The following is a 26490-nucleotide window of genomic DNA, read 5'->3' on the forward strand; positions in this document are numbered from 1 at the left end:
GCGAGTGCTGCGTCAGCCCAGCGGACGGCCGAACGGCAGCTCGTCCTGCCAAGTCTGCAGGAACGACTCAGCCCGGTAGCAGGCGGCCATGAACGGGCCGTCGTCGTGGCCGGCGGTCTCGGACATGACGGCTGCCACCGTGTCTGCGGTTGCCGAACGCAGGTCGTCGTGGGTGAGCACAGGATCGGCCCACCAGCCCAAAGCCGGACCGGCAGCAGCCACGAAGTCGGCCGCGACCGGAGTGCTCGCTGCGCGCAGCACCGCGAGGGCCTTCGACGACACCGCGGCTGACGAGAAGGCGACCACCGGCGTGGAACCGGCCATTGCGGCCCCGTCGCCGGACATGGCAGCGGGCTTCGACCCGCAGAACAGCACGTCCACGTCGTCCTTCCAGACGGTCCACGGCTTGGCCGGCTCGCCGTCTCCCGAGAGCGTTGCCACGCACATCTCGCCGTCTGCCAGCCAGGCCTCGGCAAGTGCCGTCGGGTCGAGCTGGCCACCATCAATCTGGTCGGCAGTACAGCCCTTCGCCGTGGCGACCCGCGCGATGCTCGCCCCTGCCGCAGCGGCTTCTCGTGCGATGCCCAGCCCTGCCGGGCCGAAACCTTCGATTGCGATGCGCTTGCCGTCGAGACCGCCGAGCAGGCTGGCTGCCGCCGCAGCAGCCCCGACGCCGATGAGCTCGTGGTTGAACGAGATGCCGTCGCGATCGTCGTTGCCGATGAGATTGCGCTGGTCGTGGGCCAGCACGGGTGCCAGCAGCTCGGCGTCGAGCCGCAGGCCCGGGCTGGTTGAGAGCCGGCCGCTGGAGAAGTCGTCGGTCAGCTCGTCCGCCAGCGCCTCCACGGCCCCGGCGGCATCGGCAGGGTCGGACTTGAGGCCGATGCTGGCGCCGCTGCGCTGCTGCTCCAGCGTGGCGAAGACGTAGGTGAGGTGCCGTAACAGCATCGTGGCGTTGCCGGGGATGAGGCGGCTGCCGAGGCGAGTGTCCCCGACGTAGTGCTGGGCGTCGGGCAGGTCGAAGATGACGAAGCCGGGTGTCGATTCGAGCTGACGGGTCTCCACGGGCCAAGTCTGCCATCGGCTGCCCGGCACGCCCCGGGCATGGCCGGCGGTCTACGTCGGGTGAGGTCGGCACCGTGCCTAGCCTTGACGGCGGTGCGACGAGTAGCGATCAGTCTGTGTGCAGTGCTGCTGGCTGCTGCGTGCGGCGGAGACGATGCGTCGGAACCCGTTGCGACCGACGCCGCTGCTGCAACGACGTCGGCGAGTGGTGCTGCACCCGACCGGACGCAGGTCTCCGGCACGGCGTTGCCGCAGTTCGAGCAACTGGAAGACGATCCCGCCGTCGGCCGCCAGGCACCCCAGGTGGTCGGCGCCGACCTGCTCACCGGTGCCGAGGTTCGCATCGAGAACCACGGGCGTCCGATGGTGGTGGCCTTCTATGCCCACTGGTGCCCGCACTGCCAGAACGAGGTCGAGGACCTCACCGGTTGGCTGGAGACGAACGAGCTGCCCGCTGGCGTGGACTTTTATGCAGTCTCAGTGCTCGAAGACGCCACACGCGGCAATCATCCACCGGAGAAATGGCTGCGTGACGAAGGCTGGCAGCACCCTGTCGTGGCCGACACGCCTGCGATGTCGGTGGTTGACGCCTTCGGCCTGGTGTCGGTGCCATACCTCGTCGCCGTCGATGCGGACAACGAGGTAGTGCTGCGGTTCGCCGGCAACATCCCAGGCGGCGCGCCCGAGTTGGCGGCATTCTTCACCACACTGCTCGAGCCAGCCTCATAGAGAGCCCGAACCGCAGGGCACAGATGCCATAGCGGGCGCACAAACGCGCGCGTCGACCGGTGAGGCTGCCACCCTTGGCGTATGGCCGAGGGCGATTCCGCGCCGCGCCGCGCCCCGAGACGCACCAGCACGGCGACTCGCCGCGTCGTTGCCGGAGCCGCGCGCGGGCGATCTGCCGGCCGTGCACTGCTTCGCCCGGTGGTCCGGCTGCACCCGCTGGGGTTTCTGCGGGGCCTGCTCGGCCCCGACGTCACCGGTGCCCGCCAGAGCCTCTCGGCGCTCGCAGTCAGCAGCCTGACGGCCACTGCCGCCGGTGTGCTGCTCGCAGCTGTCACCGGAACGCTCGAGCGACTGCCGGGCCTGTTGGTGCTGGTTCCGGCTGCCATCGGCATGCGGGGCGACATCTTCGGCGCCCTCGGCAGCCGTCTGGCCACCACCATTCACGCGGGCACCTTCCGGGCCACGGCCCGCCGCGACACGATCGTGGGCCAGAACGTCATTGCCGCGGCTGTGCTGACCTTGGTGACAGCGGTGGCGCTGGGCGTGATGACCAAGGTGCTTGCCCCGGTGTTCGGGCTCTCCGGGATCATCGGCATCACCGATCTCATCGTGGTGTCGGTTGTCGGGGCCGAGCTGGCCTCGGTGGTCGTGCTGGTAGTGACGCTCGGACTCGCCGCAATTTCCACCCGGCGCGGCTGGGATCTCGACAACGTCAGCGCGCCCCTCATCTCAGCGGTCGGCGACGTCGTCACGCTCCCAGCTCTGTTCCTGGCGAGCTATCTCGTGGGCATCACCGCGCTCACACCGCTCGTTGCGGTCGCCAGTGTGATCGGGGCGGCCGCCGCGATGGCCTGGGCATGGCGGTCGGGACTGGAGCAGCTCTGGCAGATCGTGCGCGAGTCGATGCCCGTGCTGTTCGTCGGCGGTTTCGTGCTCATCATCGCCGGGGTCGTGATCGAGCATCGTCTGGAGGACTTCATCGACAAGCGCGCGGTGCTCATTTTGGTGCCTGCCTGCCTGGCTGCTGCCGGCGCCATCGGCGGCATCCTGTCGAGCCGGCTGTCGAGCAAGCTGCATCTGGGTGTCATCGAACCCCGGGCGCTGCCGCAGCGAGGTGCCCGACTCGACATGCTGTTCGCCTTCACGCTGACCGTTCCGGTCTTCGTGCTGAACGGCCTGCTTGCCCACGGATTCGCCATGGCATTCTCGATGTCGACGCCCGGCCTGCTGCGGCTCGTGGCGATCTCGCTGATCGGGGGGATGATCGCGACGGCCTTGGCGGGCGCCATTGCCTACTACGGCACGGTGGTCGCAACCCGGGTCGGCGTCGACCCCGATACCTACGGCATCCCGCTGGTGAACAGCACTGTCGACCTCGCCGGCGCCGCTGCGCTCGTGCTGGCCGTCAGCTGGGTGGGCCTGTCATGACAGGCGCCATGCGATTGCCTGTCGTGAATTCCACTCTCGCCCCTCTGCCGCTGTGCCTACGCTTGGCGCAGCGGCGTCATCGTGTCCCCGAGTCGATTGGAGCCCGTCGCGTCGCTCGCTGACGATGTGCAATGCGATCAGACCCTGAAGACAAACCTCGAAACCTGAAATCCATGCTCGCCGAGGCCAAGGACGCCTCCGAGCTCATGGTCGATCTGGCCTACGCCGCGCTCTACTTCGACGACGAGGGCATGGCCGATGCCGTCTTGAGCCTCGAGGAGGACATGTCCGCCCTCGTGCACGAGATGCGATCGCTGGCGATGCTGGCCGTGCGGCACCCGCGCGAGGTCGACGGCATGAGCTCAGTGCTGCAGGTGGTGTCGTCGATCGAGCAGATCGCTAATGCCGCGGTCGACATCTCCAAGATCGTGCTGCACCACTTGGGCATCCCGCGGGCGCTCATCGTGGATCTGGCGCAGGCGGCCGAGGTCTCGCATCGATTGGTGGTGGCAGAAGGCAGTCACCTGGCCAACCGGCCGCTGCGCGACATGGAGCTGCCCGTGGCGGTCGGCATGCGTGTGGTCGCCATCCAGCGCGGCCGCCACTGGTTGACCGACGTCGGCGGCGACAGCATCGTGGAACCGGGTGACGTGCTGTTCATGCGTGGCGACCCAGCGGGCATCGTGCGGTTGCGAGAGCTGGCGGCCATGGAGCGCTGGAACCCGCCCGAACCCGATGAAGCGCAGGTGCTCAGCGACCTCGACCGAGCTGTCGACACGCTCGTCGAGATGAAGAACCTGTCTGAGGCGGCGATCGGGCTGGCCTACTCGGCACTCGTGCTGCACGACCTGTCGCTCGCTCGCGAGGTGCGGTCGATGCAGGAGCGACTCGACGGCATGAAGGTATCGATGCAGACGTGGGTGCTGCGCGCTGCGGCAGAGGCCGACGAGGCAGGGGCCGACCCGGCGGGGCTGCGCGGCCTGCTGCACGTCGCGGAGGCCGCCGAGGACATCGGCGACCAGGCACGCAACATCACCTCGCTCGTGCTCGAGGATGAGGACATTCACCCTGTGCTGGCGCTCGCGCTCGGTGACACCGACGACGTCGTCGTGCAGGTGCCGGTTGCGCCCGGTTCACAGGCCGACGACTCGACACTCGGGTCGCTCGGGCTGGCGGTGGATCCCGGCTATCACGTGCTGGCCATCCGTCGCGCGGCCAGCTACATCTACAACCCGCCCCGCACGGTGCGGCTGTGGGTCGGCGACGAGCTGCTCGCGTCGGGTCCCGAGGAGGGCCGTGACCGCCTCGCTGCGATCTGCGGTTACTCGATGGACATCGACGAGGAAACCGGACACATCCAATTGACGCCGGTAGCTTGACCGCCGATGTCGCAGGACACGGGACTGTCAATTCTCGCGGTGCACGCGCACCCCGACGATGAAGCGTCGAAGGGGGCGGGCACCGTCCGCCGGTATGCCGACGAGGGCATCCGCACCACGCTCGTGTGCTGCACCGGCGGCGAGGAGGGCGACATCCTGAACCCGGCGATGGACCGGCCCGAGGTGAAGGAGAACCTCGCCGAAGTCCGGCGCGCCGAACTCGACGCGTCTGCGGTCGAGATCGGCTACGACGAAGTCATCATGCTGGGCTATCGCGACTCGGGCATGCCCGATACGGAAGCCAACGCCCATCCCGATGCCTTTGCCAACGCCGACCTCGACGAAGCGGTCGCGCGACTGGTTACCGTGATCCGCCGGGTGCGCCCGCAAGTCATCCTGACCTACCCGCTGGTGCAGTCGCGCTACCCGCACCCCGATCACCTGCAGGTCACCGCCATCTGCATTCCGGCTTTTGCCCACGCCGGCGAACCGGCCTGGCGCCCCGAGTGCGGCCCAGCGTTCACGCCGATGAAGATGTACTCCCCGGTGTGGTCGCACAAGCGCATGAAGCTGATCCACCAGGCCTTCTTGGATCTCGGTCTTGAGTCGCCGTTCGACGAGAAGTGGCTGGGGCGACCCAGCCGCGACGACCGCATCACTGCGGTTGTCGAGGTGAACAACGCGGTACGGCGCAAGGCACTGCTGGCTCACGCCACCCAAGTCGATCCGAATTCGCCGTTCTGGTTCGGTCTGCCCGACGACGTCGCCGACTCGATCCATCCTTACGAGGAGTACATGCTGCTCGAGTCGCGCATCGCGACCGAGCCGATGGAGCATGACCTCTTCGCCGGGCTGCGCCCATGAGTTTTCTCGACGACGAGTTCCTGGCGGCGTGGGCCGACGCCGGCCACGAGCCGCTGGGGAACGTGTCGGGCACCGTCGTGATGAAAACCGCTGGCGGTCCCCACGGCAAAGTTGCCGTGAGCCTGATCTTCGAATCCGGCGTCCTGACGTCGGCCTCTGCGGGGACCACCCGGGGTGCTGATCTGACCCTCGAGGCGCCGTGGCAGCTCGCCGCCGACGTGGTCTGCGGCGATGCCGATCCCGCCCGCTACTACATGGCTGGCGATCTCAAGGTTTCCGGCGACATGGCGCTCTGGCTGGAGCTGCTGCCGGCTTGGCGCGCTGCGGGTTCGCTGGGCTCGCCGGGCTGAGCAGCGCCGGGCTCGCTCAGCCGGTGCTGGATCGCTGAAGCTGCCGCAGCGCTCGATATCCCACCAGACGTATCTCGCTGCGCTCGATATGGGCACGCAGCTCCGCGTTGTCACGCAGGTGGAGCAGATCCTCCACGCGTGATCCCCATTGGGCGGTCAGCGACCGCAACTCCGGCAGGTCCGCCGCCGGCTGGAGCTGCAATTCGGTCACCCCCGGTTCGAGCGAGTCGAGCAGCGCCTCGATGCGCCGGTACCGCCCCATGGCCCCCGGCGCTATGCGGACGACCCGATCCGGGGTCACGACGCCCTCAGAACCGAGCAGATCCTCAGCGGGGAATCCGAGCTGACGCCGCGCGTCGCTGGAGATCAGCCGCACTGGCAGCCCGAACTCCACTGCGAGCTCCAGGTACACGTCGAAGAACTCGGGGCGCACGCTGAGCACGTCGAGGTGACTGTCGAGGTGCGTGACGTCGAAGCCCCACAGGATTGCCCGCTCGATCTGTGCCCGGCATTCCCGCCGGACCTCGTCGAGGTCGGCGTGGTCCCATACATCGCCCACCGTGCTGGGCATCCCACCGTTGCCGTCGAGCAGCGACGGGCCGTAGGTGATCGGCCCCCACCGGTACAGCTCGAACTCGGCGTTCAGCGTGAGCGCGACTCCGATGTCCTCGCCCCGGAATCTCGCTGCTGCCTCGCGTGACCACGGGCACGGCACGAGCAGCGTTCCCGTGGTTGCCAGGCCGTCTCGCAGGGCGGCGTAGACGCCTTCGTTCATCGCGTGGCAGCCGCCGAGTCCGGCCGCGCTGATGATCAGCAGTCTGTCGTCGGGGCCGTATCCGAGCCGCTGGGACAGCGGTGCCACACCGACACGCTAACTGCCGCCCTCCACTTGCTGGTTCGGGCCGCCGCAATCGGCCCAGATCCCCCTGCGGGCGGCGCGGGCCTCGGCCTCGGCCTCGTCGAGCACGGCGCGGTGCTCCGTGTTGGGCTCGAAGTGCATGGTGCCGGCGTATCCGTCGAGCACGAGGTAGCGATTCACGAACAGGCCGTCGGCGGCCCGGTACACGTACGCCAGCAGCCGGTCATAGCGGTCATAGAGCTCTTCGTCACGCTGCAGCAGCACCCCGGTGCCGGGCGGGAGCAGTTCGGCCGTCCGCTGGGTGGCAGCGTCGCCGCCGCACTCGGCGGGCAAGTAGCCGCCGGTCTTCTCCGGAGTGTCGATGCCGAGGAACCTCACTGTCGTCCGGCGCCCGCCGAGGTCGACGTCCATCGTGTCGCCGTCGATCACCGCCAGCACAACAGCGTTCGGCGCCAGCGCCGCCGCGTCGGCTTCCGACGTGGCCGTGGATCCGGGAGAGTCTGCGGTCGCACTGCCGCCGGGCGCCGGCGCTTCCGTGCCGGAAGGTTCGATTGTCGCGCCGTCAGATGGGCCGAAGTACTGCCAACCGGCCCAGGCGGCCGCACATGCTGCGGCGAAGGCGCCGAGGGAAGCTGCTCGGCGCTTGATCAGAGCCGCTCGATGATGGTGCCCGTGCCCAGACCGCCGCCGCAGCACATCGTGACGAGGGCGGTGTTCTTGTCGGCCCGGTGCAGCTCGTGCACCGCCTTGGTCAGCAGGATCGCGCCCGTGCCGCCCAGCGGATGACCCAGAGCGATCGCGCCTCCATTGGGATTGACCCCGTCCATGTCGGGGTGCACCTCGCGCTGCCAAGCCAAGACGACCGATGCGAATGCCTCGTTGATCTCGACGATGTCGATGTCGGACATCTGCATGCCATTGCGCTCGAGCAGGTAGTTGGTGGCCTCGATCGGCCCGGTCAGCATCAGCACCGGGTCGCTGCCGACCAAGCAGGTGTCGACGATGCGAGCCAGCGGGCGCAAGCCCAGCTCGCTGGCACGGCCGGCGCGCATGAGCAGCACCGCTCCCGATCCGTCGCTGATCTGCGAGGAGCTGCCCGCGGTGTGCACGCCGCCGTCCATCACCGGCGAGATCCCGGCAAGGCCCTCTGCCGTGGTGGGCCGGATGCCGCCGTCGCGCACGACGTGGCGGACCTCGTCGGTGGGCTTGCCGTCTTCGTCGAGCACCGGCGCGTCGACCTCGACGATCTGCGTGGCGAAGCGGTCTTCGGTCCACGCCCGGGCGGCGTTGTTCTGGCTTCGCAGGCCGTAGGCATCGCATTCTTCACGGCTGATGCCCCACTGCTTGGCCATGAGCTCGGCGCCCTGGAACTGCGTTGTGTACTCGTAGTGCTCCTTGTAACGAGAGGTGGCGGTGCGCTGCCCCTTCTTGTAGCTCGATCCCATCGGGTTGCGCGTCATCGACTCGACGCCGCATCCGATGGCCGAGTCGACCACGCCGCTGCGCACGAGGCCGTACGCCAGCGTTGTGGCCTGCTGGCTCGAACCGCACTGCGCGTCGACGGTGGTGGCCGCGACCGACAGGGGATAGCCCGCGCCGAGCCACGCAGTGCGCGCGATGTTGGCAGTCTGCTCGCCGGCTTGGCTGACACAGCCGCCCACGATCTGGCCGATGCTGGCCGGGTCGACCTGGGTGCGGTCCATCAGCGAGGTCAGCACGTCGCTGAGCAGATCGGACGGATGGATGCCGCTCAGGTCGCCGCCGCGCCGGCCGACGGGAGATCGGACGGCGTCGACAATGACGATGTCGTCGGGATGCTGGTTCACAGAAGCGCTGCTCATGGCCGGCACTGTACTTGCGCCCCCGCACTGCCCGCCCAGTGGTTTGGCCGCCCGTGGCCTGTTGCGGCCGGCATCAGGCGGCGTGGAGATCGATTTCGGGCGGGCGTGCCGTGGCCGCCAGCGCCGCCCGCGCCCGAGCAACGCCCCGCAGGCCTTCCTGACGGGTGGCCCGGTTCAGCCGGTGGGGCATCCGGCTGGTTGACACCAGCCGGAGCTGAGGTGCGACATCAAGCTGTTTTGTCATGCGCCCAGTGTGATCGGGGGGTGTGACACGAATAGCCCCCAGTGCGTCTCCGGCGCACTGCGAAGCCGTCTCACGGAACCGTCTCGCCTCCGCTCACTAGCCTGCGCGCCGTGACCGACAATCAGCACGACTGGCGCTACGGCATCACCGTTCCCTTCGACGATCCCCTTCACGCCCAAGCCGACCTCTACCGCGAATTCGCAGATCTCGGCTACACCGAGTTCTGGAGCTCGGAGGCCGACGGCACCGACGGGTTCACCCCGCTGGTGCTGGCCAGCCAATGGGTGCCCGATGTGCGGCTGGGCATCGCCATCATCCCGGCCTTCACCCGCGGCCCGGCGCTGCTGGCCCAGCAGACGGCCGCCATCTGCGAGGCGGCACCGGGCCGCTTCGCCATGGGCATCGGCGCCTCGTCCAATGTCATCGTGGAGCGCTGGAACGGCATCCCCTTCGACGAGCCGTTCAAGCGAACGCGTGACACCGCTCGATTCCTGCGCCAGGCGCTCACCGGCGAGCGGATCAGCGAGACCTACGACACGTTCGACATCCAGGGTTTCCGCCTCGGCCGTCCGCCCGAGGTGCAGCCGCCGATCCTGCTGGCAGCCCTGCGGCCCGGCATGCTGCGGCTGGCCGGCAGCGAGGGCGACGGCGCCATCATCAATTGGCTCTCGGCTGACGACGTTGCCGCCGTCCGTCCCTATGTCGATGAGGGCGGCGATAGCAAGGAGGTGGTCGCCCGGATCTTCGTATGCCCCAATCCCGATGCCGAAGTGGCTCGGGCCGGCTTCAAGCGTGCGATCGCTGCGTATCTCAATGTTCCCGTCTATGCCGAGTTCCATCGCTGGCTCGGCCGGGGCGAGCTGCTCGCCTCCATGTGGGAGCGCTGGTCTGAGGGCGACCGTCGAGGAGCGCTCGAGGTCATCGACGACGACCTTGTCGACGAACTGCTGGTGCACGGCCCGCCGGAGGCCTGCCGCGAGCACATCGACCGCTATCACGCGAACGGCGTCGACGTATCGGCCATCTCGATCATGCCGTTCGGTGGCATCGATCCGGTCCAGGCCGCCCGCGACCTCGCTCCAGCAGCCCGGCACTAGACGCGACTGAGGGCTACAGGGCCGCGTAGTCTCCCGAAGAGACTGAGCCGGCGGCACCACACGAGGAGCAACCATGGACCTGGCAACGATCACCTACGAAGTGCGTGACGGTGTGGCGCATGTGCGGTTCAACCGACCGGAGGGCGCCAACGCCGTCAACCCCCAGTTCTCACGCGAGCTGCGGGCCGTCATGCTCGAAATCGAATTCGATGACGCAGTCAAGGCAGCGTCGGTCACTGCGGAAGGCAGGGTGTTCTCGGCGGGCGGCGACCTGAAGGAATTCCACGCAGCGGGCGATGGCCTGCCCCAGCTTGCATCGGACATGGTCATCGACCTGCATGCGGCGATCAACAAGATGAACCGCACGCCCAAGCCGTTCGTTGCCGGCGTGGGTGGCAGCGTCGGCGGGGCCGGCATGTCGCTGGCCGCCTCGTTCGACTTGGTGATCGCGGGCGAGTCGGCGAAGTTCACCATGGCCTATACCCGGGCCGGCGTGACGCCCGACGGCACGTCGTCGTACTTCCTGGCGCGCCACATCGGGCTGCGCCGGATGCTCGACCTGACGCTCACCAACCGCGTGCTCTCGGCCGAAGAGGCCGAGCAGTGGGGCCTGGTCAACCGGGTTGTTCCCGACGACGAGGTCGACGCTGCCACCGCCGAGCTCGCCCAGTCGCTGGCCGACGGACCGGCGTGGGCGCTGGGCCACGCCAAGCGGGTGGTGTACGCGGGCATCGACTCGCCGCTCGAACAGGCGGGCGAGTTCGAAGGCAAGATGATCACCACCGCCATGCGCACCCACGACGGCCGTGAGGGCATCGCTGCATTCGTGGAGCGCCGCGCGCCGAACTTCACCGGCAGTTAGGAGCACGAGCCATGTCCCCCCAGGAGATCCCCGCAGAGCCGTTCCCCTGGCTGGACACCAGCCGGTATTCGTTCTCCCAGGGCATCGACGCTTCGGGCGCGGCATGGCTGGCGGGGCAGACCGCGGGAGCCTATGACGCCGAGTCGGGCCGGGTCACGGTGCGCGGCGACGGCGCCGAGCAGGCCGGCGTGTGCTGGGCCAAGGTGGAAGCGGTGCTCGACGCAGCCGGGCGAGACGTCAGTGACTGCTCTGAGGTGACCGAGTACATCACGGCGGCCGGAGCGTCCGAACGCGATGCGATCGCGGCGCAGCGGCCGCACAGCCTGGGCTCGGCGATGGGCGGCGTGCGCGCCTCCACGTTCATCGTGGAATCTCTGGTGCGGCCTGAGGCCTTGGTGGAAGTGGAGGTGGTAGCCGGACAGGCGGACGGCTTGGTCCACGTGCCGCAGGTGGTGCCCGTCGACGATGACGGCAACGTGGTGCTGCCCGGCGACTTCGTCGGCCAGTGCGAGTGGGCACTCGAAGAAGCGGGACGGCGCCTCGAGCTTCACGGCATGGATCTGTCCCATGTGGTGCGGGTGGTGCAGCAGACCACGCCGGCCACCCGGCGCCAGTACAACGAGACGGCAGACGCTCGGCGTCGGCTGCTGAGCCCGCAGTTCCCGTCCTCGACGGGGCTGTTGATGGGCCAGCTGCCGCATCCCGACGCGCTCGTGGCGCTGGACGTGTGGGCGTCGGCCCATCCCAAGACGGTGGTGCCCTACCAGCCCGAGGCGTATTCGACGCTGACCTTCAGCCCCGCCGTCGAGGCCGGCGGTCTGCTGTTCATCTCCGGCACGACCGCGTTCAACATGTCGACGGGCGAGACGGTGGCCGAGGGCGACATCGGGGGCCAGGCCGAGTTCGTCTACGGCGAGATCGCCGCGATCTGCGAGATGGCAGGAACCTCCATCGACAACCTGGTCAAGACCGTCGAGTACGTGACGCCCGACGGCATCGACGGCTACCGGGCTGTCGGCGACGTGCGGCAGCGAATGCTCGGGCGGCCATTCCCCGCGTCGACCGGCGTGGTGGTGGCAGGGCTGCTGAGCCGCCGGTGGCTGATCGAGGTGGAAGCCGTCGTCTCGATGCCCTGAAGCCGGGCCCGAGCGTTCCTATGACGCAGCTGCTGACCCCCGAAGTGCGCGCTGCGCTGGGCTCGACGTACACATATGTGGCACCCGAACCGCTCAGCCGGGCCTCCATCCGCTATTTCGCCTTGGCGGTCGGGGCCGATCCGCAGCGCTGGCGCGACGAGGCACCGCCGACGCTGATCTGCGAGACGGCGCAGCTGACCGGACAGGCCGTTCCCGACGAGAACTCCTATCTCGGGCACACCTGGGAGCTACCGCTGCCCGTGCCGTGCGCCATGTTCCGAGGCGGCAACGACTACCGGTTCGAACGGCCTGCCCGATTCGACGACGTCATCACCACGACTTGGACCTTGACCGATGCGACGGAGCGTCGCGACCGCGCGGGCGGAGCGCTGCTGCTGGTGACCGCAGAGGCCCGCTATTCGGCGGGTGACGAGCTGCTCGCGACGAACGCCGAGACCATGATCTTCCGGCCGGTCGGCCCTGCGGCCGACGACTCCCCAGACGAAGCCGCCGACACCACGCCGCCAGCGGCTGGCGAGGAACCCCGAGGCCCAGCCGACGACACGACGCCGCTGCCGCCGCATCGCTTGAGCGCCGGCAGGGCCATCCGGCCGTTGCGCCGATGCATCGCACTGCCGGACATGGTGGCCTACGGCGCCGCCACCTGGGACTGGCATCGCTTGCACTACGACGAGGCTCACGCCCGCCGGCTGGGCGCCCCGGCGCCCTTGGTCGACGGCCAGATGCTGGGCGCGCTGCTGGCTGAGTGCGTCCTGCGGTCCGCCGGCCCCGCCGCCCGGCTGGTCCGGCTCTCGTATCGCAATCGTGCGCCGGTGCGCGCCGGCGAGACGGTGGTCTGCTCGGGCACGATCGCGACGTCTGACGATGCGGGGTTCAGCGTCGACCTGTCGGTCACCGTCGGCGAGCAGCTTGTGGTGGCTCCGGCGTTCGCCCAGCTCGCTTGGGCCGCCGGCTGACTCGGCCCGCACGCAGCTCAGCCTTCTAGCATCGGGCGCCGAGGTGGCGGCGGAGCAAGGGGGCACAACGTGGACTTCTCCATGAGCGACGAGCAGGCGCTGATCGTCGAGACCGTTCGGCGCTTCGTCGAGAGCGAGATCATCCCCCTCGAGGCCGACCTCGACCCCGACGCCGGCGAGCTCAAGCCCGACGATGCGGCCCGGCTCACACAGATGACCCGCGACATGGGTTTCTACGGGCTCGACATCCCTGCCGAGTACGGCGGGCCGGGTCTCGACACCACCACCCGCGCGCTCATGGCCATCGAGATGTCCAAGCACCGTGCCGGCCTCTACAACCCTTGCTACGGGGTGTTCGGCGGGGCCGGGCTGGCGCAGCTCTACGAGGCCACCGACGAGCAGAAGGAGCGCTGGCTCTACCCCACGCTGCGCGGCGAGAAGATGGGCTGCTTCGCCCTGACCGAGCCGTCGGGAGGGTCCGACCCCGGCCGGGCCATCCGCACCCGGGGCTACAAGGACGGCGACGAGTGGGTACTGAACGGCTCGAAGCTGTTCATCTCCGGTGCCGACAAGGCCGACTACGCACTGCTGTTCGCCCGTACGTCGGACGATCCGGGGCGCAACGGCGTCACGGCGTTCATCGTCGACACCGACACTCCCGGGTTCAATGTGCGCCGGGTAGTGCACACGCTGCGGGCCACTCGCTATGCCACCGAGCTGGAGTTCACCGACATGCGGGTGCCCGAGAGCCATGTGCTCGGCGAGGTGAACGGCGGATTCGGCATCGCCAACGACCGCCTGAGCCGCCAGCGCATCCCGTATGCAGCGGGCTGCTTGGGGCCGGCGATCATGGCGCAGGAGATGGCGATCGACTGGGCCCGCAGCCGCGAGACCTTCGGATCGGTGCTGGCCGAGAAGCAGGCGGTGCAGTGGATGATCGTCGACAACGAGATCGACATCCGCCACGGCCGCTGGTGCGTGCTCGAGGCAGCCCAGAAAGCCGATCGAGGCGAGCGTTTCCGCACCGAGGCTGCGATGGCCAAGCTGGTCGCTTCTGAAGCCGCCGGGCGAGTGGTCGACCGTTGCATCCAGATTCACGGCGGCATCGGCGTCACGAAAGACCTGCCGCTGGAGCGCTGGTACCGGGAGCTGCGGATCCGCCGGATCGGCGAGGGCCCCAGCGAGGTGCAGCGGCTGATCATGGCCCGCGACATCCTCGGCGGCAGCTTCAAGTGAGCGATCCGGGAACCGGGGCCGGCGAGCCGACCCGCCCGCTGCCCCTCGACGGCGTGGTCGTGCTCGACCTCGGGCAGATCTACCAAGGGCCGTACGCCGGACTGCTGCTGGCCTATTCGGGTGCCCGGGTCATCAAGGTGGAGCATCCCCGAGGCGAGGCACTGCGAGGCCACAGTCACCAGCTTCCCTACGCGATGCTCAACTCGTCGAAAGAAGCCGTGTCGCTCGACCTCAAATCGCCGCGCGGCCGTGAGCTGTTCATCCGGCTGGCCGACGGCGCCGATGCGGTGCTGTGCAACTTCGCCCCGGGGGTGCCCGAGCGGCTGGGGATCGACGCCGAGACGCTCTGGCAGACGAACCCCAAGCTGGTGTTCGCCCAGGCCAGCGGCTACGGCCTCGACGGCCCGGACGCCGAGCGGACTGCCATGGACGTCACCGTCCAGGCGCACATGGGCGTGATGAGCATCAACGGATTCGCTGACCGACCGCCGGTGAAATCCGGTGCGACGTTCATCGACTTCCTCGGCGGCACCCACCTGTACGGTGCTGTCGTGACTGCGCTATTCGAAGCGCAGCGCACCGGTCGCGGTCGCCTGGTGTCGACGTCGATGGCCGAGGCTGCGTACTACACGCTCACCACCTCATTGCAGGCGTGGCAGATGCACGGCGTCACTGGGCGCATGGGCAACCGCAACGCCGCCATGAGCGTCTCGCCGTCGAACGTGTATCCGTGCAGCGACGGGCACATCGCGCTGATCGCTGCGATGAACTCGCACTGGCGGTCGGTGCTGGAGGTGATCGGCCGGGCCGACCTGCTGGGCGACGAGCGCCTGCGCAGCAACGCCGGTCGCTGCGAGCACATGGACGAGGTGGACGAGCTGGTGACGGCCTGGACGTCAGTGCACACCCGGGCCGAGGCTGCCGCTGCATTCGGCGCGGCGGGCGTGCCGGTGGCAGAGGTCCGCGAGGTCACCGACGTCGTGCACGACGATCACATGATCGAGCGCGGGTTCCTGCAATGGACCGAGCTGGACGGCCTGGGCGAGATCCCGCTGGCGCACAGCCCGTTGCGCTGGCACGGCTCGGACATGCGCGAGCTCGAGCCGTACCGGCCCGTCGGCGCCGACAACGAGGCGATCTACCGCGAGTTCTGCGGGCTCGACGCCGACGACCTGGCGGCCTTGGCAGCCGAGCGCATTATCTGACCCGCCGGAGCAACGGCCACCCGATCTCACGCGTTCAGGCGGAGGACAGTCCGCTCGCTCAGGAATCTTCGCTGCCAAACCAGCCGTCGTGCAGGCGTGCGTAGATACCGCTTTCCATGAGCTCCAGCAACGCAAGGTTGAGACGCTCGCGCAGCTCGGCATTGTCCTCGTCCACCATCAAGCCGTAACGGACTCGTTGGAAGTCCGACCCGACCGTCACCACATCTCCGCCGCCCAGATGGGAGGCGTAGTAGTGCAGCACGGGCGCATCGAACACCACTGCCTCCACCTGCCCCTCCGACAGCAGTTGGTAGGCGCTATCGATCTCGTCGACGACGACGGGACCAATGCCGATCGACGGGAGGTAGGTCTCCCCGGCGGAGTGCTTGACCGTGGCGACTCGCCGGCCTGACAGATCCGCCGGCCCTGAGATCTCCGACCGCAGCTCGTTCACTGCCAGCGACGACGCGATGGCCGCGGTGAAACTGGCGAAGACCAGCGTTCCCAAGGCGATCCACAGCAGTGCCAGCACCCGGCCCCGGTTGCCGCGGGCCACTTTGTCGCCGTAACCGACCGTGCTCATGGTGACGACCGACCAGTAGAAGGAATCCCAGATTCCCTCGCGATACGGCACGGCGAAGTCGGGGTTGTGTCGGCGCTCGAGCAGCCAGATCAGGTGGGCGGCCACGAGCACGGCCCCGGCAAAGACGGCGAGCAGCCACGGCAGGTCTGAAGCGGCGACCGCCGTGAAGAAGGCCACGATCCGATCGTCGATGCCTCGCGACGACTCTGCGGTGGTCAGGATGGTGAGGCCCGAGTCCAGGACGGGCACCGAGAAGTCGACCTCCTGTTCGCGATGCACGGTCGCCGCGGTGCCGCCAAGGCCGACATCGGCGACTCCCCGTTGGATGTCATCGATCTGCTTGGCCACCGTGTCCACCGCGTAGATCTCGGCCTCCATGCCCAGATCCGCCGCAAGCAACCTGACCAGCTCCACTTCGAAGCCGCTGTAGGTGCCGTTCTCGTAGATCACGAACGGCGGAAGGGCGCGGGCGGCGACCGAGAGCGTGCCGCCCGCAGGTGCGTCGTCGCGTTCGAGCGGCAGCTCCACCGCGGTGGGATCAGCAGTGCGGATCCACTCCTGCACCGTTGCCAAGTTGGCCTGAATCCACTCGGCCGCGTGGCGACGGATGTCGGCCGGGTCGCTTCCTTCGGTAATCATGCGGGCGTTCTGCGCCGAGATGTCCTCCAGCGGGATGACGATCTCCTCCAAGAGCGTCCGGATGGCCGGATTAGCGTTCAGGAAATCCGAGTTGGCGACGGCGCGAATGTCATTCGGAGGCCAGCCGGTCTGGCACGGGTCATTGGCGCACCCGGGAATCCCCGGGACGAAGGTGCGATCAACTGCGGCAGCTTGGTCGTCGGGCAGCGACGGGAACGGGGTTTCCAGCCACACGACATCGACGCCCGGAACAAGCTCTCCGACCGTCCAATTGGGCGTCCACGAGAAATACAGCACCGGCTGGCCGGCTCGCTGGAGGGAAATGGTCTCGGTGATCAGCGGCGAGTAGTCGCCTTGGATGTGCTCGACAGTGTCGATAAGTCCGTACGCGTCGAGATGATGGTCGATCGTCTGCGCGCACGACCACCCCGCATTGCAGCCCACCAGATCGGCGCGCCGGTCGCCGTCCCGGTCGAACAGTGCCGCTACCGATGCGTCGGCGAGGTCGCCCAGATCGGTGATGCCGTAGGCGGCGGCCGTGCTGGCGTCGACGAAGTACCCCTGCAGCGCACCGTCGTCGACGGCCGTGCCGACCACTTCCACCGGCGTGCCGGGGGAGATGTGGGCGTCGTGCAGCGGGAACCAGCCGTTGGCCCACAGGTCGACGTCACCAGCGGCGACCGCCTCGTAGAAGTCCTCGTTCTCCATGGTGACCGGGCCGTCCACTCGGTAGCCGAGTCGTTCGAGCAGCAGTCGAAGCACCTCTGCCTGGAACCAGCCTGTATCCCAGGTGGGGCGTGCGATACGGGCGACCGGCTCGTCGTCGGATGTCTGTGCCTGTGCCGCCGAGGCCAGTCCCATGAACGGTGCGACGAGCAGCAGTACCGCTGTCAGGCGCACTCCGATCGAGCGCAGGCGGGGGCCGGCCCAGCACCTGCGCCCTTCTCGTATCTGCAGGGCCGTTGGCGATGAATAGTGGTCATTACGACTATTCACACGAGTTACGTTAGGTCTCGGGCCGCGAGACGATCGCCGGCTTCGCTGCGATCGGTCTTGGGCCTTCTTGGGGAACATTCTGGGGGCCCGATATGGACGACGACCAAGAAAATCCGCCTTCCGATCCGCGCATTCATCGAAGTCCGGACGACTCAGACGTCAACCTGACCGAGGCAACGCTCGCCTTGCACGATTGGGAGGAAGAGGAGGAACGCCGACGCGACGACGCGATCCACAACCGCAAGCCACTGCAGGGTCTGCAGATCGATCCGGACATCGACTTCTACCCCGAGGTGGCCGACCGGGAACCGGGTGACCGCAACATCGTGCGTGCCGGCTTCGACATCCATCCCCAGGTCACGTTCTGGTCATCGGGAATCCTGCTGGCCTTCATCCTGCTGTCGATCTTCGTCGACGGCACCCAGGATGTGTTCAGCTCAATCCTCGACTTCATCAACGAGAAGCTCGGCTGGTTCTACATCCTCGACTTCAACATCTTCCTGATCGTTGCGATCTATTTCGCGTTCAGCAGGTACGGGAAGATCAAGTTGGGCGGCCCGTTCGCTTTGCCGGAGTTCTCCACGGTTTCGTGGTACGCGATGCTGCTGTCGGCGGGCTTGGGCATTGGGCTGATGTTCTGGGGGGTCGCGGAGCCGATCTTCCACTTCATGTCGCCGTCCCCGTTCTTTGAGGGCATCGAGGCTGGAACCGGCGCGGCGGGACAGGCGGCGCTCGCGACCACCTATCTCCACTGGGGGATCCATGGCTGGGCGCTCTATGGGCTGGTTGCGCTGGCGTTGGGCTTCTTTGCCTACAACCGCGGCCTGCCCCTGACATTCCGCTCGATCTTCTACCCGATCCTCGGCAAGAAGATCTACGGCACGTGGGGCAACGTCATCGACATCCTGACGGTCATGGCCACGCTGTTCGGGTTGGCCACATCGCTCGGCTTCGGCGCAAGCCAGGCATCAGCGGGCTTGAACAAGCTGTTCGGACTTCCTGACGAGCAGTGGTTCCAGGTGCTCCTGATCGTCGGCATCACGTTCTTGGCGACCATATCGGTGGTTGCCGGGCTCGACGCTGGCGTGAAACGGCTCAGCGAACTGAACATCTGGCTGGCTGGCGCCTTCCTGATCTTCGTGCTGCTGGTCGGCCCGACGCTGTTCATCTTGTCGTTGTTCACGCAGAGCGTCGGAAACTACATACAGGTCCTGCCGGAGTTCGCATTCTGGAATGCGGCCTTCTCTGAGACGCAATGGCAAGCGTGGTGGACCATCTTCTATTGGGGATGGTGGATCTCGTGGTCGCCATTCGTCGGGATGTTCATCGCCCGCATCTCCAAGGGCCGCTCGGTGCGCGAACTGCTCCTGGGCGTGATCGTCCTGCCGTCGATCCTGTGCTTCCTGTGGATGGCGGTCTTCGGAGGCTCTGCCATCCACCTGCAGCAGAATGGGCTGCGCGACGTGGCAACCGCAGTGAACGACAACGTCGCGACCGCCCTGTTCGACATGCTGGAGTCGTTCCCGCTCACCGGCATCGTTTCGTTCGTCGGCGTGCTGTTGTTGGTGTCGTTCTTCGTGACGTCGTCGGATTCAGGCTCGTTGGTCGTCGATCACCTCACCTCCGGAGGCAAGCTCGACTCGCCGAAGCCTCAGCGGGTCTTCTGGGCATGCATGGAGGGTGCGGTGGCGATTGCGCTGCTCATCGGCGGCGGATTGAGCGCTCTGCAGACTGCGGCCGTCTCGATCGGACTGCCGTTCGCGCTGATCCTGCTGATCATGTGCTGGAGCTGCAAGAAGGCATTCGACGAGGAACTCGACCTGCTCGAGAGCCACTACGACGAGCAGATCTTCCGATCGCAGCACAGCGGACTGATTGCAACGGTCAAAGACCGCCTTCAGCACGGGCCGACGCGGTGACCGGCAGAACACGGCAGCGAGGAGACAAGCAATGACAAAGCAGCGACGCAGAAGTCTGATCTTGGTCGGCGCCTTGGTTGGTTTGGTTGTCGTCGCACTCGTCGTGATCTTCTCGAGCGAGGAGGAAGACGGCACGGTGCGCATGGCTCGGGCCAATTGGGACAGCGGCTATGCACAGGCCGAGATCTACGCCTCGCTCATCGAAGAGCTGGGCTATGAAGTCACCGATCCTTCCGAGCACGAGCTCGGACCGCTCAACTTCTACCCCGCCCTGAGGACGGGCCAGTACGACCTGTGGGCCAATGGCTGGTTCCCCAACCACGACCTGTTCCTCGACTTCGAGACCGCCGCAGGTCTCTCGACCGAAGGTGAGATCGAACCGGTCGGCGTCCAAGTGGGCGGCGGAGGCCGAGAGGGGTACCTGGTCGACAAGGCCACCGCCGACAGGCTGGGCCTGTCGGCGATGAGCCAGCTGTCTGATCGGTCGGTTGCCGCAGAGTTCGACACCGACGGCGACGGCACCGCCGACCTGTACGGATGCAACGAGGACTGGGGATGCGCCCAGATCATTGACGGCCACATCGCCGACAGCGGGTGGGGCGCCAATGTGGAGCAGGACTCGGGCAACTACAACGACCTCATCGGCGAGGTGCGAGCCCGCGTCGATGCCGGCCAGCCGGTGCTGTTCTACGGCTGGACGCCGAACTGGACCTACACCGTTCTCACTCCCGGTGAGAACGTGGTGTGGCTGGACTCCGCGTTCGAAGTGAATGACATCCGGGCCGTCGCCAATGCCGATTTCCTCGACAGCCATCCGGACATTCGCAGCCTGCTCGAGCAGGTCAAGATCGATCTGGGATGGATAGCGACGCAGAACGAGCGGATGGCGGCGGGTGGCTACACCCAAGAGCACATCCGTGCCGATGCGATGCAGTGGATCGAGGAGAACCGGTCCAAGGTCAACGGCTGGCTCGAGAACGCACGGGCTGCGTCCTAGGACGCAGACCACCACATTCAGCAGATCAGGCGGGGGAGAGCCTGCCGACGCGCTGTGCTTGGTCGCGCTGGGGTGCGGGAAGCTCGCCGTGGTCGGCGAGGTGCAGCATCAGCAGCTCGTCCCAGCGGCTGCGGTAGTTGGAGGTGAACTCGCAGCGGAACTGCGTGGCGCCGCCGCTGTGCTGCGTCATCTCACGCCGGAGTGCGGACTGCATGCCGAAGAGCTCGTGCGCACCGGCATAGCCCACCGACAGCACTGTGCCGTCGTCGTCGCCGACGTGATACACGCCGAGCTGCGCTGGCATGGCATCGATTGCAGCGCCGTCGAGCGGCTGCCAGGGCTTGTCGAGCCGGATTCCCATCTGGTTGTCTAGGCGGCGACTGCGGGGATATGCGCCGCGGTGCCCATCAGGTCTTCGAAGTTCAGCCGGAAGAACCGCTCCTGCACATCGGCGGGCAGGTGCTCTACCTCGCGGTCGAAGCGCCGCAGCGGGTTCCGGCCGCCTTCCACGTGGGGATAGTCGGAGCTGAACATGCAGATCTCCGGGGCGGTGTTCTCGATGATCCAGCCGGTCGGCTCGGTGGGGTAGGGGGTGACCCGTACCTGTCGGTGCACGTACTCCGAAGGCCGCAGGCTGAGCTTGCCCAGCCGCTGCTCGTGCCGCTCGAAGGCGTCGAACGCTGCTTCGAGCTGGCGCAGGAAGCCTGGCACCCACACGGCGCCCAGCTCGATCACGCCGATCTTCAGCTCCGGAAAGCGCTCGAGCACGCCGTCGAAGATCAGCATCGACAGCGCCTGCAGCGGCGCCGCCGAGATCGCCATGTACGACACGGAGCGGAAGTTCTCGCCGCCGCCGTGGAAGTCGGGCTCGGGCGGCAGGCCGTTGTTGCGGTGCTGCGGCGGCATCACCAGGTCGGGCGTGGCCACGTGCATCACCACCGGGATGCCTGCTTCTTGGGCGGCCGCCCAGACGGGATCGAAGCCGACGTGGCTGTGGGCGTGGTGCTTCGGCATGCGGTTGGGAATGAGCAGCGCCGCCGCGCCGTCTTCAATGGCCTGACGGGCATGCGGCCCCGCTCGTTCGATGTCCTGCAGCGGCACCGAGCACACCGGCAGCAAGCGGGGATCGCCTGAGCAGAACGCGATCTGGGCCCGGTTCGCCGCCGTGGCTGCGGCGTAGGTGAGGGCGGGCTCGGCGGTGTGCTCCATCTCCTCGATGAGCGTGTTGGGCATCGAGGGGAACACGAGCTGGCTGGCGAATCCCAGGTCGTCGAGCGCTTGGGATCGATCGGCGGGATCCCAGGCGCCGGGGGCGATGTAGTTCTTGCGCAGCATCACCTCGGCCGCAGCGCCGGCGCGGAACTCCGGGTCGGCCTGGCGGGCGCGGGCCTTCTCGATATCGGCGAACACCCTGTCGTTGTCGCCGATGGAGAAGTGGTCGAGCGCGTACCGCGCCACCTCGGCAGAAGCGAACGGCTCCAGCCACTCCGGCGGCTCCATGGTGTGCGCATCCGCGTCGTGAATGATCCTGTCCTCGACGTAGGCCATGGCCGTCCCCTTGGTCTCCCTGCGGCGCATTCGACGATACCGTTCCCGTCGCTGGCGCTTCCGGGCTCGGATCGGTGCCGACCAGGCGATCGCAGGTGGTCTGACTCAGATTGGGTTCGTCGCTCAAGTTGACGTAGGCAGCAGGAACGCTGACATCAGATCAACCCGAGCGCGGATGCCTTCGGTTGCGACGTCGATGAGTCCTGCATCTTCGAGCCGGTTGAGGTCGCGAGCCAGCGTGCGAGGTCCCGTGCGTGCGTACAGCTGCGCCAGCTGCGGCGTCAGACCAGCGATATCTGACCGCGGGACCTTCTCTCCTGGTGCCAGCGCCATCACCAGCGCGCGCTGGCGCTCCGACGCAGGACTCGTCGGGAACCGTGCCATGGTTTCGGCGACGTAGCTCTGCCATGCAAGACCCAGGTGTTGCGCTCTCACGGCTGCCGAGTGCTCGACGAGTCCGTCGACGAGCCCTTCGATGCCGTAGGCCAAGAATCCCAGGACATCGCGTTCGCGGCTGGCTGCGGCGAGCCGTGCGTAGTACCGGTCACGCGTGAGGTTGAAGTGGTTGGCCATCAGATTTGCCGCCGCGAGCGGGACCATGCCCGATCTGGCGAGGATCACGTACTCGAGCAGCCGTGCCGTGCGACCATTGCCGTCGGCGAAGGGGTGGATCCAGGCGATGTAGAGATGCGCGAGCAAGGCGCTCAGCACCGTTCGCGCGAACGCGTCGCGGTTCTCGTCACTCTCGCCGCTGGTGCGTCGAAAGTCGTTGCCGTCAAGCCAATCGGCCAGGCGTTCGAGCAGGTGCCAGCAGTCACGTGCTGGAGGGCCGACATAGGGGCCGACGACAACTGAATGTGTGCGGATGGTGCCCGGTGCCGATGCGGCGTCAGGATCGACGCCGTCGAGCACCCATCGGTTCATCTCGCAGATCAACTCGGCGCTCAGGTGAAGGTCGCCATCTTCCATCACCATGCCGTCGAGACGTTCGAACGCTTCGAGGACGTTGCGGACCTCACGCTCCTGATAGGCGCGGGACTGGGGTGCGGAGAACTCTCCGGCGTAGATGCTCGCTACCTGCTCGACGGTCAGCGTGTTGCCCTCGATGGCCACGGTGGCCTGGGCGCCCCGAATGAGAGCATGCTGGTGCAGCGCATCTGCCATAGCGGGAGCGAGAGGCGTTCCCGAGAGTTCGGCACACCGTGCGTAGGCCTCGCCGATCCTCATCCACGATTGGGCATCCAAGCGGTTCGCGACACTCGCATCGAAGTCGATCCACGGATGTGTGTCGGTGTATTCGCGGGTTTCGTCGCTGCCGGTCACCACAATGCTGCCTGATAACGAGCGTTCATCAGCGCAGTGTAATCAGGCACAATCCACTATCTGCACCTAGTGTTGTCCTAGTGACTGTCCTCGCCAGTGTCACCTAGCTTGACCGGTGGGGCGCAGGCGGCACGACGCGGCGTCAGTTCTTGTGGAGTTCGGGGTTGATGCCTTCCCAGCGGCTCGGGTCGGCAACTCGCATCTCGATGGCGCCGGTGACGCTGTTGCGGATGAGCAGCATCCCTGAGCTCCCGGAGATGTCGCGGCCCTTCACGACCGAGCCGTCGGGCAGGGTGATCCGGCTCCCCGCGGTGACATACAGCCCTGCTTCAACTGTGCAGTTGTCGCCGAGGGCGATGCCGATGCCCGAGTTGGCGCCCAGCAGGCAGTGCTCGCCGATCGACACCCGCTCCCTGCCGCCGCCCGACAGCATCCCCATAGTGGAAGCGCTGCCGCCAAGGTCGGAATGCGCCCCGATGACCACTCCGGCAGAGATGCGCCCTTCGACCATGGCAGGGCCGAGCGTGCCGGCGTTGAAGTTGACGAAGCCTTCGTGCATGACCGTGGTGCCGTCTGCCAGGTGGGCGCCGAGCCGCACCCGGTCGGCGTCGCCGATGCGGACGCCCTGGGGGATCACGTAGTCGACCATGCGCGGGATCTTGTCCACCGCCGTCACGCTGACCGGGTGGGCGAGCGCAGCGGCTGCAGTGCGCAGATCATCGACCCGCTCGGGCAGCACCGGTCCTGCACTGGTCCACGCGCAGTTGGTCATCAGGCCGAACATGCCGTCGAGGTTGGCGTCGTGAGGCTGGATCTCACGGCGGCTCAGCAGGTGCAGTCGCAGGTACGCATCACCCAGGTCTGCCGGCGGAGCATCCAGATCGTCGATTGTGACCGTGACGGTCTCGCCCGCATTGACACCGAGCTCGACAGCCAGGCACGACCGGGCCGGCGGAGAGTCCTCCGTGGCTCCTTCCGGAAACCAAGCGTCCAGCCGAGTTCCTGTTGCGACGTCCACATAGCTGTGCCCGACTGCGCTGATGCTGCCCGAGTTGCTCCCCGATGTATTCACCTGCGCATCCTGCCACCGCAAGCTGCCAACCCGTCGCTTCAGCGGAGGGGCGCTGTGCGCCGGTAGTTTCGGGGCATGAAGACACCTGTGTGCGAGATGCTGGGCTGCGACGTTCCGATCGTCGCATTCACCCATTGCCGGGACGTGGTGGCGGCAGTGACCAAGGCGGGCGGCTTCGGCGTGCTCGGCGCAGCCGGTCACACGCCCGAACAGCTCGACATCGACATGGGCTGGATCCAGGACGAGGTGGGCGGCCGGCCATTCGGCGTCGACATCATCGTGCCCGCCAAGTACGAGGGCAAGTCTGAGGGCGAGCTGTCGGTCAAGGACCTCAAGGCGATGATCCCGCCGGCGCACCGCGAGTTTCTCGACGACATGATGGAGCGCTACGACGTCCCGCCGCTGCCGGCTGAGGACAAGCCCGGCGCCATTGCCGGCGACGCCGAGCCGCCCATGACCTACGCCCAGGCGGTGCCGCTCATGGACGTGGCGTTCTCGTACCCGATCCGGCTGGCCGTGAACGCGCTCGGCCCGCCGCCGCCCGACATGATCGAGCGGGCCCACGACAACGATGTGCTCGTGGGTGCGCTGGCCGGCAAGAAGGTGCACGCTGAGCGTCATGTCGCCGCAGGCGTCGACATCGTCATCGCCCAAGGCCATGAGGCCGGCGGCCATACCGGCGACATCGCCACGATGGTGCTGGTGCCCGAGGTGGTGGATGCCATTGCGCCGGTACCCGTGCTGGCAGCAGGCGGCATCGGCAACGGGCGTCAGGTGGCTGCCGCGCTGGCGCTGGGCGCCCAGGGCGTGTGGTGCGGGTCGGTCTGGCTCACCACCCAGGAAGCCGAGACGCATCCCGTCGTGAAGGACAAGTTTCTGGCGGCAGGCTCGTCGGACACGCTGCGCTCACGCTCTCGCACCGGCAAGCCGGCTCGCCAACTGCGTTCAGCATGGACTGACGAGTGGGAGGGCGAGAACTCGCCGGGAACGCTGCCCATGCCGCTGCAGCCGATGCTGATCGGCGCTGCCAGCCGCCGCATCGACCGGGCGGCGATGAACCCGTCCAATACGGGCGCGGTCGAGCTCGCCAACTACTTCGTCGGCCAGGTGGTCGGGCAGCTCAACGAGTCGATCTCGGCCACGCGGGTGGTCGAGGAGATGATCAGCGAGTATCTCGACGTCATGGAGCGCTTCGAGCAGCTCAACACCTGAGCGCCGGGCGCACCGGCTGAGCAAGAGGGGGACAGACATGGAGACCATGACCGGACGCGTCGCGGTGGTGACCGGGGCGGCATCGGGGATCGGCAAGGCCCTGGCATTGGGCTTTGCGGGCGAGGGCGCCAACGTGGTGCTGGCCGACATCGAGGAGGAGCCGCTGCGTGCCGCTGAGGCCGAGGTAGCCGGCCACGGTGTCGAGGCGCTGGGTGTCGTGACCGATGTGACCAGTGCCGACTCGGTGGGCGCGCTGGCGCAGGCCACCATCGACCGCTTCGGCGCCGTGCACATGGTGTGCAACAACGCCGGCGTCGGCGGGGGAGGGCTGATCCGCAACCAGCAGCTCGTCGACTGGAAGTGGGTGGTGGACGTGTGCCTGTGGGGAGTGATCCACGGCGTCCACCACTTCCTGCCCCATCTCATCGAGGCGGAGGAGTCGCACATCATGAGCACCGCCTCGGTGGCAGGGCTCATGTCGGTGCCGGGGCTCGGCCCCTACAACGCCGCCAAGTACGGCGTGGTGGCGATCATGGAGACGCTGCACCTCGAGATGCAGCGTGATCGCAACGCCGATGTGGGTGTGTCGGTGCTGTGCCCCGGGGTGGTGCGCACCAACATCGCCACGGCCCAGCGGAACCGGCCCGACGAGCTGCGCCGCGTACGCCGGCCGCGCCCCGAGGGCGAGGCGCCGTCGGAGACCGCCGATGCCCGCCGCCGCAACGCCAACATCGCCGCAGCGCTGGAGCGAGGCATGGATCCGTCCGAAGTGGCCGCCAAGGTGATCGAGGCGATGTACGAGCGGCGTTTCTGGGTGCTCTCGCACCCCGAATTGCTGGCCGAGGTCAATCACCGCAACCAGCAGCTCGCCGACCTCGAGAACCCCACGATCTTCACGAGCTTCACCGACGGCGAGGAATAGCCCGCGG

25 protein-coding genes are annotated in these 26490 nt (G+C 67.5%); 15 read left to right on the forward strand and 10 right to left on the reverse strand.

The window, feature by feature from the left end:
* Nucleotides 1–12: 12 nt before the first annotated feature.
* Nucleotides 13–1065, reverse strand: a complete 1053-nt coding sequence (locus ACOGXD_RS10215; protein ID WP_419914776.1) for a hypothetical protein — start codon at nucleotides 1063–1065, stop codon at nucleotides 13–15.
* Nucleotides 1066–1158: 93 nt separating this feature from the next.
* Between ACOGXD_RS10215 and ACOGXD_RS10220 the strand changes: the two genes are divergently transcribed.
* The 5 genes from ACOGXD_RS10220 to ACOGXD_RS10240 all read left to right on the forward strand — a co-directional run bounded on the left by ACOGXD_RS10220 (nucleotide 1159) and on the right by ACOGXD_RS10240 (nucleotide 5815).
* Nucleotides 1159–1794, forward strand: a complete 636-nt coding sequence (locus ACOGXD_RS10220) for a TlpA family protein disulfide reductase (RefSeq protein WP_419914778.1) — start codon at nucleotides 1159–1161, stop codon at nucleotides 1792–1794.
* Nucleotides 1795–1992: 198 nt separating this feature from the next.
* Complete coding sequence (locus ACOGXD_RS10225) at nucleotides 1993–3222, forward strand: magnesium transporter (RefSeq protein WP_419914780.1); 1230 nt, start codon at nucleotides 1993–1995, stop codon at nucleotides 3220–3222.
* A 173-nt stretch (nucleotides 3223–3395) separates the two neighbouring features.
* Complete coding sequence (locus tag ACOGXD_RS10230) at nucleotides 3396–4601, forward strand: potassium channel family protein (protein ID WP_419914782.1); 1206 nt, start codon at nucleotides 3396–3398, stop codon at nucleotides 4599–4601.
* Between the two features lie 6 nt (nucleotides 4602–4607).
* A complete protein-coding gene (locus ACOGXD_RS10235; RefSeq protein ID WP_419914784.1) occupies nucleotides 4608–5465 on the forward strand; it encodes a PIG-L family deacetylase in 858 nt (285 codons plus the stop codon).
* Nucleotides 5462–5815 carry an SCP2 sterol-binding domain-containing protein gene (locus ACOGXD_RS10240; protein WP_419914786.1) on the forward strand — a complete coding sequence of 118 codons (354 nt, stop codon included), beginning with the start codon at nucleotides 5462–5464 and terminating at the stop codon, nucleotides 5813–5815. The genes ACOGXD_RS10235 and ACOGXD_RS10240 overlap by 4 nt, the downstream gene beginning before the upstream one ends.
* Nucleotides 5816–5831: 16 nt before the next feature.
* On the opposite strand, the gene ACOGXD_RS10245 is transcribed toward ACOGXD_RS10240, so the two are convergent.
* The 4 genes from ACOGXD_RS10245 to ACOGXD_RS10260 all read right to left on the reverse strand — a co-directional run bounded on the left by ACOGXD_RS10245 (nucleotide 5832) and on the right by ACOGXD_RS10260 (nucleotide 8759).
* Nucleotides 5832–6677, reverse strand: a complete 846-nt coding sequence (locus ACOGXD_RS10245) for a ChbG/HpnK family deacetylase (protein ID WP_419914788.1) — start codon at nucleotides 6675–6677, stop codon at nucleotides 5832–5834.
* A gap of 9 nt (nucleotides 6678–6686) precedes the next feature.
* The gene (locus ACOGXD_RS10250; protein WP_419914790.1) at nucleotides 6687–7103 is read right to left on the reverse strand and encodes a thermonuclease family protein; all 417 of its coding nucleotides are present in this window, start codon (nucleotides 7101–7103) and stop codon (nucleotides 6687–6689) included.
* Between the two features lie 218 nt (nucleotides 7104–7321).
* Nucleotides 7322–8515, reverse strand: coding sequence for a steroid 3-ketoacyl-CoA thiolase (locus ACOGXD_RS10255; RefSeq protein WP_419914792.1), 1194 nt, complete (start codon nucleotides 8513–8515; stop codon nucleotides 7322–7324).
* A 73-nt stretch (nucleotides 8516–8588) separates the two neighbouring features.
* Entirely contained in the window at nucleotides 8589–8759 is a 171-nt protein-coding gene (locus ACOGXD_RS10260) for a hypothetical protein (protein ID WP_419914794.1), read from the reverse strand.
* Nucleotides 8760–8869: 110 nt separating this feature from the next.
* Here ACOGXD_RS10260 and ACOGXD_RS10265 point away from each other — a divergent pair, with 110 nt between their 5' ends.
* The 6 genes from ACOGXD_RS10265 to ACOGXD_RS10290 all read left to right on the forward strand — a co-directional run bounded on the left by ACOGXD_RS10265 (nucleotide 8870) and on the right by ACOGXD_RS10290 (nucleotide 15272).
* The gene (locus tag ACOGXD_RS10265) at nucleotides 8870–9856 is read left to right on the forward strand and encodes an LLM class F420-dependent oxidoreductase (protein WP_419914796.1); all 987 of its coding nucleotides are present in this window, start codon (nucleotides 8870–8872) and stop codon (nucleotides 9854–9856) included.
* Nucleotides 9857–9929: 73 nt separating this feature from the next.
* Nucleotides 9930–10718, forward strand: coding sequence for an enoyl-CoA hydratase/isomerase family protein (locus ACOGXD_RS10270; protein WP_419914798.1), 789 nt, complete (start codon nucleotides 9930–9932; stop codon nucleotides 10716–10718).
* 11 nt (nucleotides 10719–10729) lie between these two features.
* Complete coding sequence (locus ACOGXD_RS10275) at nucleotides 10730–11854, forward strand: RidA family protein (protein WP_419914800.1); 1125 nt, start codon at nucleotides 10730–10732, stop codon at nucleotides 11852–11854.
* Nucleotides 11855–11874: 20 nt separating this feature from the next.
* Nucleotides 11875–12831: an FAS1-like dehydratase domain-containing protein gene (locus tag ACOGXD_RS10280; RefSeq protein ID WP_419914802.1), complete on the forward strand. Its 957-nt coding sequence runs from the start codon at nucleotides 11875–11877 to the stop codon at nucleotides 12829–12831.
* 69 nt (nucleotides 12832–12900) lie between these two features.
* Complete coding sequence (locus ACOGXD_RS10285) at nucleotides 12901–14067, forward strand: acyl-CoA dehydrogenase family protein (protein WP_419914804.1); 1167 nt, start codon at nucleotides 12901–12903, stop codon at nucleotides 14065–14067.
* On the forward strand, nucleotides 14064–15272 hold the full coding sequence (locus ACOGXD_RS10290) for a CaiB/BaiF CoA transferase family protein (RefSeq protein WP_419914806.1): 1209 nt from the start codon (nucleotides 14064–14066) through the stop codon (nucleotides 15270–15272). The genes ACOGXD_RS10285 and ACOGXD_RS10290 overlap by 4 nt, the downstream gene beginning before the upstream one ends.
* Nucleotides 15273–15330: 58 nt before the next feature.
* Here the strand turns inward: ACOGXD_RS10290 and proX are convergent, their stop codons facing one another.
* The gene (gene proX, locus ACOGXD_RS10295; RefSeq protein ID WP_419914808.1) at nucleotides 15331–17394 is read right to left on the reverse strand and encodes a glycine betaine/L-proline ABC transporter substrate-binding protein ProX; all 2064 of its coding nucleotides are present in this window, start codon (nucleotides 17392–17394) and stop codon (nucleotides 15331–15333) included.
* A 188-nt stretch (nucleotides 17395–17582) separates the two neighbouring features.
* Here proX and ACOGXD_RS10300 point away from each other — a divergent pair, with 188 nt between their 5' ends.
* Nucleotides 17583–19409, forward strand: coding sequence for a BCCT family transporter (locus ACOGXD_RS10300; protein ID WP_419914810.1), 1827 nt, complete (start codon nucleotides 17583–17585; stop codon nucleotides 19407–19409).
* A gap of 31 nt (nucleotides 19410–19440) precedes the next feature.
* Nucleotides 19441–20406, forward strand: a complete 966-nt coding sequence (locus ACOGXD_RS10305; RefSeq protein ID WP_419914812.1) for a glycine betaine ABC transporter substrate-binding protein — start codon at nucleotides 19441–19443, stop codon at nucleotides 20404–20406.
* A 25-nt stretch (nucleotides 20407–20431) separates the two neighbouring features.
* On the opposite strand, the gene ACOGXD_RS10310 is transcribed toward ACOGXD_RS10305, so the two are convergent.
* The 4 genes from ACOGXD_RS10310 to ACOGXD_RS10325 form a co-directional block, all read right to left on the reverse strand.
* Nucleotides 20432–20767 (reverse strand): DUF7508 domain-containing protein, encoded by a 336-nt coding sequence (locus ACOGXD_RS10310; protein WP_419914814.1) that lies wholly within the window; start codon nucleotides 20765–20767, stop codon nucleotides 20432–20434.
* Between the two features lie 8 nt (nucleotides 20768–20775).
* Nucleotides 20776–21954 carry an amidohydrolase family protein gene (locus tag ACOGXD_RS10315; protein ID WP_419914816.1) on the reverse strand — a complete coding sequence of 393 codons (1179 nt, stop codon included), beginning with the start codon at nucleotides 21952–21954 and terminating at the stop codon, nucleotides 20776–20778.
* Nucleotides 21955–22077: 123 nt separating this feature from the next.
* Nucleotides 22078–23277, reverse strand: coding sequence for a Fic family protein (locus ACOGXD_RS10320; protein ID WP_419914818.1), 1200 nt, complete (start codon nucleotides 23275–23277; stop codon nucleotides 22078–22080).
* 142 nt (nucleotides 23278–23419) lie between these two features.
* The gene (locus ACOGXD_RS10325; RefSeq protein WP_419914820.1) at nucleotides 23420–24349 is read right to left on the reverse strand and encodes a DapH/DapD/GlmU-related protein; all 930 of its coding nucleotides are present in this window, start codon (nucleotides 24347–24349) and stop codon (nucleotides 23420–23422) included.
* A 75-nt stretch (nucleotides 24350–24424) separates the two neighbouring features.
* Here ACOGXD_RS10325 and ACOGXD_RS10330 point away from each other — a divergent pair, with 75 nt between their 5' ends.
* Both ACOGXD_RS10330 and ACOGXD_RS10335 read left to right on the forward strand, forming a co-directional pair.
* On the forward strand, nucleotides 24425–25561 hold the full coding sequence (locus tag ACOGXD_RS10330) for a nitronate monooxygenase (RefSeq protein ID WP_419914822.1): 1137 nt from the start codon (nucleotides 24425–24427) through the stop codon (nucleotides 25559–25561).
* 37 nt (nucleotides 25562–25598) lie between these two features.
* Nucleotides 25599–26483 carry an SDR family NAD(P)-dependent oxidoreductase gene (locus ACOGXD_RS10335; protein ID WP_419914824.1) on the forward strand — a complete coding sequence of 295 codons (885 nt, stop codon included), beginning with the start codon at nucleotides 25599–25601 and terminating at the stop codon, nucleotides 26481–26483.
* Nucleotides 26484–26490 lie beyond the last annotated feature (7 nt).

Origin of the sequence: Candidatus Poriferisodalis sp. (assembly GCF_965204125.1) — a bacterium.
In the GTDB taxonomy this organism is placed as follows: domain Bacteria; phylum Actinomycetota; class Acidimicrobiia; order Acidimicrobiales; family Poriferisodalaceae; genus Poriferisodalis.